Origin of the sequence: Brevundimonas sp. (assembly GCF_046295075.1) — a bacterium.
Taxonomy (GTDB): domain Bacteria; phylum Pseudomonadota; class Alphaproteobacteria; order Caulobacterales; family Caulobacteraceae; genus Brevundimonas.
The window spans coordinates 198,997-206,818 of sequence record NZ_JBKBOC010000004.1 but is presented as its reverse complement, the minus strand read 5'-3'; the positions used below and the strand labels follow the sequence as shown (position 1 = coordinate 206,818).

The 7,822-nt window shown below is 67.0% G+C and carries 8 protein-coding genes; 5 read left to right on the top strand and 3 right to left on the bottom strand.

The features are described from left to right. The 3 genes from ACK4MH_RS05665 to ACK4MH_RS05655 all read left to right on the top strand — a co-directional run. A partial coding sequence (locus ACK4MH_RS05665; protein ID WP_409715941.1) for a hypothetical protein occupies positions 1-80 on the top strand: 80 nt, incomplete at its 5' end. 5 nt (positions 81-85) lie between these two features. Then, positions 86-490, top strand: a complete 405-nt coding sequence (locus ACK4MH_RS05660; RefSeq protein WP_409715917.1) for a DUF1801 domain-containing protein — start codon at positions 86-88, stop codon at positions 488-490. Between the two features lie 73 nt (positions 491-563). Beyond that, positions 564-1,670, top strand: a complete 1,107-nt coding sequence (locus ACK4MH_RS05655) for an acyltransferase family protein (protein WP_409715914.1) — start codon at positions 564-566, stop codon at positions 1,668-1,670. Between the two features lie 4 nt (positions 1,671-1,674). On the opposite strand, the gene ACK4MH_RS05650 is transcribed toward ACK4MH_RS05655, so the two are convergent. Continuing rightward, the gene (locus ACK4MH_RS05650) at positions 1,675-1,899 is read right to left on the bottom strand and encodes a hypothetical protein (RefSeq protein ID WP_409715911.1); all 225 of its coding nucleotides are present in this window, start codon (positions 1,897-1,899) and stop codon (positions 1,675-1,677) included. Between the two features lie 91 nt (positions 1,900-1,990). Between ACK4MH_RS05650 and ACK4MH_RS05645 the strand changes: the two genes are divergently transcribed. Together ACK4MH_RS05645 and ACK4MH_RS05640 are read left to right on the top strand one after the other, a co-directional pair. Further along, entirely contained in the window at positions 1,991-2,980 is a 990-nt protein-coding gene (locus ACK4MH_RS05645; protein ID WP_201304418.1) for a helix-turn-helix transcriptional regulator, read from the top strand. Positions 2,981-3,052: 72 nt separating this feature from the next. Then, the gene (locus tag ACK4MH_RS05640; protein ID WP_409715908.1) at positions 3,053-4,486 is read left to right on the top strand and encodes a hypothetical protein; all 1,434 of its coding nucleotides are present in this window, start codon (positions 3,053-3,055) and stop codon (positions 4,484-4,486) included. Positions 4,487-4,544: 58 nt separating this feature from the next. Here the strand turns inward: ACK4MH_RS05640 and ACK4MH_RS05635 are convergent, their stop codons facing one another. Together ACK4MH_RS05635 and ACK4MH_RS05630 are read right to left on the bottom strand one after the other, a co-directional pair. Continuing rightward, entirely contained in the window at positions 4,545-5,522 is a 978-nt protein-coding gene (locus ACK4MH_RS05635; protein WP_409715905.1) for a DUF6607 family protein, read from the bottom strand. Positions 5,523-5,561: 39 nt separating this feature from the next. Continuing rightward, positions 5,562-7,772 (bottom strand): TonB-dependent hemoglobin/transferrin/lactoferrin family receptor, encoded by a 2,211-nt coding sequence (locus tag ACK4MH_RS05630; RefSeq protein ID WP_409715902.1) that lies wholly within the window; start codon positions 7,770-7,772, stop codon positions 5,562-5,564. Between the last annotated feature and the right edge of the window lie 50 nt (positions 7,773-7,822).

Here is a 7,822-nt window from a genome sequence, read left to right as displayed (position 1 = left end):
AGCTCTTCTTCCGCGACAACACCATGATGCTGTTCGCTGACGCCAAGAAGATGGTCGAGGGGATCGTGAAGGGGCTGTAGGGACCATGGCCAGCACGCCCAAGACCCGCCCGACCGACGCGTCGGTCGAGGACTTTATCGCCGCCGTCGAGGATCCACGACGACGGGCCGACGCGGAGTCTGTGTGCGCCCTGATGGTCGAGGTGACGGGCCAGCCGGCGGTCATGTGGGGATCGTCCATCGTCGGCTTTGGAAATACCGTCGGACCGATGGGCGACTGGCCGCTGATCGGCTTTTCGCCGCGCAAGGCGAAACTGGTGCTCTATATCGCCGGCGACTTCCCGGAGCGGGAGGGGCTGGTGGCGACCTTGGGCAAGGTGAAGACCGGCGTTGGCTGCATCTATGTCAACCGGCTGGATCAATTGGACCGCGGGGTTCTGCGCGACCTGTGCGACCGATGCGTGCGGGCGTTACGAGACATACCCGCTTAAGTCTGAGCGCTGATCCGCTGACCGACCGCCTAAACCCCTATCGCGCAACCTTGACCGGCGCTATCACGCGTCCGTGAACACCCTGTCCAAACCCGCCCCCGTCGCCCACCGCCGTTTCGAGGCCCTGGATTCTCTGCGTGGGGTGTGCGCCATCCTTGTGGTGATGTTCCATATGCCGGTGGCAAGCCACTGGCGCGACTGGGGTTTCATTCAGCACTCCTATCTGTTCGTCGACTATTTCTTCGTGCTGTCGGGCTTCGTCATCGCCCACGCCTATGCGAACCGGCTGACGTCGGGGCAGGACGCCGGGCGGTTCATGGTGCGGCGGTTCGGGCGGATCTGGCCGTTGCATCTGCTGATGCTGGCGGCCTTCGTCGGGCTGGAGCTGGCGCGGCTGATGTTTCATTTCGACAGCGCGCCGCCATTCACGCGGGACCGGTCGATCGAGGCGATCTTCACCAACCTGGCGCTGATCCAGGCCTGGCATGTGCATCCCTATCTGACGTGGAACGGCCCGGCCTGGACGCTCAGCGCGGAATGGGCTTGCTATCTGATCTTTGCCGGCCTGGTGCTGGTCGCGCCGAAGCGTTTCCGCTGGATCGGCCTGGTCCTGGCCATCATCGGGGGCGTGCTGGTGGTCAGCTACGCCCGGCGCTGGATGAACACGACCTATGACTTCGCCGTGCCGCGCGCGGTCTATGGCTTCTTCCTGGGCTGCCTGTTGCAGGGCCTGTGGACGCGCATTCCTCGCCTCAAGGGCGGCGCCGCGACGGCGCTGGAGGTCGTGGCGATCGTCGCGGCCTGCATCTTCATCGGCTATGCCCAGGGACCGATCACCGTGGCCGTCACCCTGGTCTTCGTGATTCTGATCTGGGTCTTCGCGGGCGAGGACGGCGCCCTGTCACGCGTGCTGGATCATCCGGCGCTGGTCACCCTGGGGCGGTGGTCGTTCGCCATCTACATGGTCCATATGTTCATCCTAACCGTGATGATGATCGTGGCCAGGAAGCTGGACTGGGTGCCGGTGCGACGGATCGATTTCGGCTCGGTCTGGCTGAACGACCTGTTCGCCGTCGCCATGTTCGGCTTCATCGTGGCGGTCGCGGTCGTCGCGCACCGACTGGTCGAACAGCCGGCGCAGCGGATGATCGATCGCTGGACGAAGCCGAAAGCGGCCTGAGCCTTTAGGCCGCCATCCGCCATTCCGACGCCATATCGGTCGCGCGGCCCTCGTCCCACAGCATGTCCTCGTCCGAGTAGCGGCTGCTGGCGGCGGCCGAGATGACGTCGACCACCTGTTCCTCCAGGCGATCCCAGATCACGGCGAGGTCGGACGATCCGTCGGCCTCGCAGGGCACGATGATGTAGCGGCTGGCGTTGATCGTCTGGGTGGGTTGGAAACGAGCCATGATGTGATCTCCTGAAGCGACGGCCTCTTGTCGATGATTGGGTTATGAAGCACTGTTGCGTCAGAAACGGACGTATGGATCGGCGGCGACGGTGAGACACGACAAGGCGGCGATGGTGATCGAACTGGCGCGGCGCATGGCCGCCAGCGCCGAAGGCCTGTCCATCGACGAAATGGCCCGCGACATGCGGGTGGGGCGCCGCACCGCCGAGCGGATGCGCGACGCGGTGATGATGCTGTTCCCCCAGGTGGACGAGGTGTCGGACCCGCCGTCGAAACGCTGGCGTATCCGGGGCGGTCTGTCGGCGTTCGAACAGGCGCCGACGGCGACCGAGATGCTGGAACTGTCCAAGGCGGCGTCCGCCCTGCGGGCCGCAGGCGAACCAGCGCGGGCGACGGCGCTGGAGGGGCTGGAACGCAAGCTGAAGGCGGCGATGCGGTCCACCACCCTGAACCGGATGGCGCCGGATCTGGAGGCCCTGGTCCGGGCCGAGACCATCGCGGTCCAGGCCGGGCCGCGTCCTTCGGCGGATGAGGCGATGCTGACCGCCATTCGCGGGGCGGTGCTGGCGCAGCAGCCGCTGGGCTTTACTTATTCCCGGCCGGGCGCCGAACCGCGTCGGCGCAGCGTCGCGCCGTGCGGCGTGATGTTCGGGCGCGCCAACTATCTGGTCGCCGCCGACCGCGAAACCGGCCGCATTCAGACCTTCCGCCTGGACCGGATGAGCCATGTCGCCCCGCAGGAGGGGCTGGCCGTCCCGCCCGCCGATTTCGACCTGGGCGTCTTCGCCAGCCAGTCCTTCGGCATCTATCAGGACGAGATCGAGGACGTCGTGCTGCGGATCACGCCCCAGGGCGCAGCCGAGGCGAAGAGCTGGCGCTGGCATCCGACCCAGAGTTTTGAGGATCAGGCGGACGGCGCGGTCGTCGTGCGGTTCCGCGCCTCGGGCATGCGCGAACTGGCCTGGCATTTATTCACCTGGGGCGAGCAGGCTCAGATCCTGGCGCCCGAACGGCTGAAGGCCGTCATGGCCGGGGAACTGGCGGCGGCGGGGCGCGCCCTGGAACGGGCTTCAGCCTGACGAAACCGTAAGCTGACGCGGCGCGTTCAGCACCGCTAGGCTTCGCGCCGACCATCCTTGAGGAGATCGCCCTTGCGCGTCCACGCCTTCGCTTCGTCCGCCATCGCCGCTGTCGTTCTAATGGGCGGCGCCTGTGCGGCCGGCCCGATGGTTTCGCGGCAAGCCGTTCTGGATGAAAGCGCACCCCAGGTGACCGTGACCCGTGACGGCGACCATCTGAACATCGACTATCAATTCGGTCGCGACGTTCCGGTCTGGGCCTTCATGGATTCGGCGCTGGAAACGGACTCGCGCCAGCCCTGGCGGCCTCGCCAATGGACGGTGCAGACGCCGGGCGTGGTGATGGAGCGGCGCGGGCATTACGACATCATCCGCAGCACGGACGGCGGCCCGGTGCCGCGCGACGTGCGGTTCCGGGTCAGACCCCAGGCGGTGGATCTGGAGGCGGAATATCCGACCCTGCTGTTCTCCAACGGCGCGGTCGCCCTGCCGACGCGCCAACTGGATGTCTTCGCCCTGCCGTCGGCCCAGGCGGCGGAGGCGGTGCCGGACGACCTGAACCGGGTGACGCTGGATGGCGGATCGTCTCGGGTGACCTGGCGCGACGACAATGGGCCGGTGCTGTTCAATGGGCGTCGGCATGACCAACTGACCACGATGGACGAGCGCAGCTACGTCCTGTTGGGCGAGGCGACGGTCACGCCGGGCGAGGGGCTGTCGACCGTGATCGACCCCAACCTGCCGCCCTGGATCGGCGAGGAGATTCGAGGGTTCGCCCCGCGCGTCGGCCAATATTATCGCGACCGGCTGGGCGCGCCCGGCTCCGGCGGCGACACCCCGATTGTCATGGTGGCCTGGAACGGTCCGACCGAACAGATGACCAGCATGGGCGGCAGCGTCCTGCCCGGTCTGATCGTCATGTCGTTCGAGGGGCGGGGCGTGACCACGGCCCAGCCCGACATCATGGAACGATCGCGCTGGTTCATCGGCCATGAGGCGGCGCATTTCTGGCTGGGCCAGACCGTCCGCTATCAGTTCGCCGACGAGGCCTGGATCACCGAGGGCGGGGCCGACCTGATGGCGGTGCGGGCGCTGAAGCGTCTGGACCCCGCTTATGACGACCGCGGCGAGCTTCAGTCCGAGGTGGACGACTGCGTAAACCTGGCCAGGAAGCCTGTGGCCCAGGCGGGCGCGCGGGGCGAACACCGCGCCTATTATGCATGCGGCGCCGTCTTCGCCATGGCGGCCGAGGGCGCGCAGAAACAGCGGACGGGCGGCGACTGGCTCGACTTCCTGAAACCCCTGCTGCGCCAGCCGGACGGGGTGCTGAGCCGTGAGGAATGGCTGACGGCCCTGACGCGGACATCGCGCGATCCATCGCTGCGCGGGGACGTGGAACGGCTGCTGGATCAGGGCGCGGCTGATCCGTCGGCTGTGATCGCGCGCCTGTTCCAACGCACCGGCGTGGCCTTCCGCTTAGACAATGGCCGCATCGTCCTGAGCTGAAACGAAAACGGCGACCGGACAGGCCGGCCGCCGTCTCACGATCAGCGCTGGAGGATAGTCAGCGCGGCGTCGTGGCCTCGGTGATCAGGACGCGCGCCTTGGCGACGGCCTCGGCCTCGGTCGTTTCGCCGTCCGCGATCTGTTGGGCCAGATCCATCAGCGGCGTGCCGGTGACGGAGCCGGTTTCGCCGATCTCCTGCAGATGGATGCCGTTGTGGGCGGCGATGGCGGCGTCCCAGGCGTCGCGCACGGCGGACCAGAAGCCCTGCGTCTTGGTCCAGTAGGCGTCACCGGCCTGGGGCGAATAACTGGTGGACCGGTCATAGGTGTTGATGACGTCTTCCTGGACGATGGCGACGGGTTCGCCGCCGGCCCTGCCCCACATCTTCATATTGTCCTGGATATGGACCCAGCCGTCCGGCGTCAGGATGTGGCGGTTGGTCCCCAGATAGCGGTCATAGACCGGGTTGCGCACCGCATCGCGACGCGCCAGCGGCCGCCACGTGGCGTTCGAGGTCCAGGCCGACAGGCCGTTATCATAGGTCCATCGGCCGACGCCGCCGTAGCGGGGCGAATCGTCGGTCTGCCACACCGTCTGGGACCAGGCGCCGGTGCGCTCGGCTTCCGGCACCGCCGTCAACGTCCACTGGTTCGGCCCGGCATAGGTCAGGACCGTCTGGGGCTGATAAACCCAGTCGTGACGCCAGTGTTTGATGACCATCACTTGGCCCTCATGCTCCATCACCAGGATGTGCTGCAGGCTGATGCGGTCGCCCTTGTCATAGACCACGCGGACGATCTCGCTGCCGCCAGACAGCTTTTCCTCCAACGGGTCGTAGTCGGCGCGGAAGCTGACGTTCTCGCGCATGTCGAAGTGGACGCGGTACTGGCCGGCCTGGGCCAGGATCGACTGGCGATCCCGTTCGAAAGCGCTGGCGGGCGCAGAGGCCGGAGTGGTCTGGGCGGCGTCGTCTGACGCCTGTGCGGTCGGGGCGACGGCCGTCAGCAGGGCGGCGGCGATCAATATGGCGCGCATCGGGCGGCTCCTTGAGATGTGGGAAGATTGCATGGTCGCTTACAGACGCAGGGTCAGTGAGACGCCGAAGTTGCGGCCCGGCTGGGTGTAGGCGTCCTTGACGGTCGAGGCGGCGGACAGGCCGCGCACGTCGCTCCACCAGCCATAGGTCTCGTCCAGGACGTTGAAGGCGCCGGCCCGCAGCGTCGCCCGCTCCGTCACGTTCCAATAGGCCGTCAGGTCCAGCAGGGTGAAGCTGTCGCCCAGATAGCAGGCCGATCCACACGACAGGCCGCCATAGGTCGCGTCGTCCTTCTTGCCCGACCACGTCACCGTCGCCGAACCGCCCCAGACGCCGGATTGAGCGGCATAGTTCAGGCCGGCGACCACCTTGGCCGGATCGATGCTGCCCAGCTCGGTGCGACGCCCGTCGGTCGTCTGTTCGCCCTCGGCGTATGCGGCCGAGCCGATCAGGCTGAAGCCGTTGTCCCAAGAGATGTCGGCGCGCGCTTCCAAACCCCTGATGTCCACCTCGGTCAGGTTGACGTACTGATAGACCAGCGGATCGACGCCGGGGACGCCCGTGCCGCTGACCACCACTTGATCAATGAAGTCGTTATAGTGGGTGGCGAAGGCGGTGGTGTTCAGCCGCATCTTGCCGCCCGCCACATTGATGTCGCGCAGACGGAAGCCGGCCTCGAAGCTCTCGCTGGTCTCGGGCGACAGGTTGGGGTTCGGGATCGAGCGATAGCCGAAGACGGGGTTCTCGAAGAAGTTGTTCACCTGCATCGGCGACGGCGCGCGGAAGCCCAGGCTGTAGTTGGCGAAGACGCCCAGGTGCGCCCCGGTCCAATAGACCACGCCCAGCTTTGGCGAGATGTGATCGTCGCTCTGGCCCGAAGCCGCCGCCGGAAACTGGGCGTCGACCTGGGGCGACAGGTCATACCAGTCATAGCGCACGGCCGGGATGATGCCGAGCGCGCCGTCCAGCAGTTCGATCTCGTCCTGCACGAACAGGCCGGCCAGCTGGAACTCGGTCTTGGGGAAGGCGCGTATGGGGAAGGTCTCGCCTACCGGCGGGGTCACGCCGTCGCGGATGCCTTCCTGCGTGGTCATCGACCAGTCGCCGCCGACGGTGACGCGGTGCTGAATGGCGCTGCCCTCGCCGAAGACGCGGGCGCCCTGGGCGGCGAAGCCATAAACCGTGTTGTCGAAGGTGGTGTCGCGGACGCGATCCACCGCAGGGGTGCGGTCCTCAAACGTATACTGACGCGTGGTGGCGTCCTGCCAATAGAACGACACCGAGCCGTCGCTGAGGCCGGCGAAGTCCTGGAAGCGCCAGTCCACGCTGACGCGGTCGCGCTGGGTTTCGTCCTTGGCCGTGACGGCCAGAACGGTCGCCGATCGGCTGCTCAGCGCATCGCCGTCCATTTCCGAATCGAGATGGTCATAGGTCAGGCGCAGCGTGTGGTTCGGGTTCACCTCCCACGCCAGCTTGCCCAGGATGGCGTTGGAGCTGAAGTCTTGGGGGTTCGGTTCGGTGCGGGCGGCGCCGACGCCGCCGACCGAGCCCTTGTTCTCGGTCTCTTGCGCATCGCGGCGCGTATAGGCCAACAGGCCCGACAGCGATCCCGACCGACCGGCGAAGGCCACGCCCTCGGTCCAGCCTTCATCGGCGGAGTTGTAGGCCACGCGACCGCGTGCGCCGAAGGTCTGGTCGCCGATCAGGAAGTCGGACGGATCCTTGGTCGTGAAGGCCACAGCGCCGGCGACGCCGTCAGACCCGTAAAGCGCCGAGGCCGGGCCGCGCAGGATCTCGACCGACTTCACCAGATCCAGGTCGTTGTAACCGCCGCGACCGACCGCCTGGGCGCCGAAGGAGAAGCCGGCGGGCAGGCGCACGCCGTCATTGATGATCAACACCCGGTCGCCGCCCATGCCGCGAATGGTGAAGCCGGAGTTGGCGTCGCGGCCCGCGCCGGACAAAGCCAGGCTGAAACGCGCAGGGGAGGTGGGAACGCTGACGCCCGGCTCGAACCGGATCAGATCCTTGATGTCGGTCGCCAGCATCGTTTCGATCTGGGCGGCGTCGATGACGCTGACCGTCGCCGGCGTATTGGAGGCCAGCCGTTGCGAGCGGGTTCCGATGACCACGACGGGATCGACTTCGGCCGCCGGCGTTGCGGCAGGCGCTTCGGCGTGCGCGGGCTTGACGATCAGGGCCGAACCGACGGCCGCTGCGGCGGTGGTGAGGAGGAGAAGGTTACGCATGAATGGCCCCGCTTGATGACAGGCAGGCGTATTAGTGCGAACGATTATCA

What these genes read in the sequence shown, in the direction of transcription:
- ACK4MH_RS05660 (WP_409715917.1), top strand. Translation starts at nt 86, where the DNA reads ATGGCCAGCACGCCCAAGACCCGCCCGACCGACGCGTCGGTCGAGGAC.
- ACK4MH_RS05650 (WP_409715911.1), bottom strand. Translation starts at nt 1,899, where the DNA reads ATGGCTCGTTTCCAACCCACCCAGACGATCAACGCCAGCCGCTACATC.
- ACK4MH_RS05635 (WP_409715905.1), bottom strand. Translation starts at nt 5,522, where the DNA reads ATGCGCGCCATATTGATCGCCGCCGCCCTGCTGACGGCCGTCGCCCCG.
- ACK4MH_RS05630 (WP_409715902.1), bottom strand. Translation starts at nt 7,772, where the DNA reads ATGCGTAACCTTCTCCTCCTCACCACCGCCGCAGCGGCCGTCGGTTCG.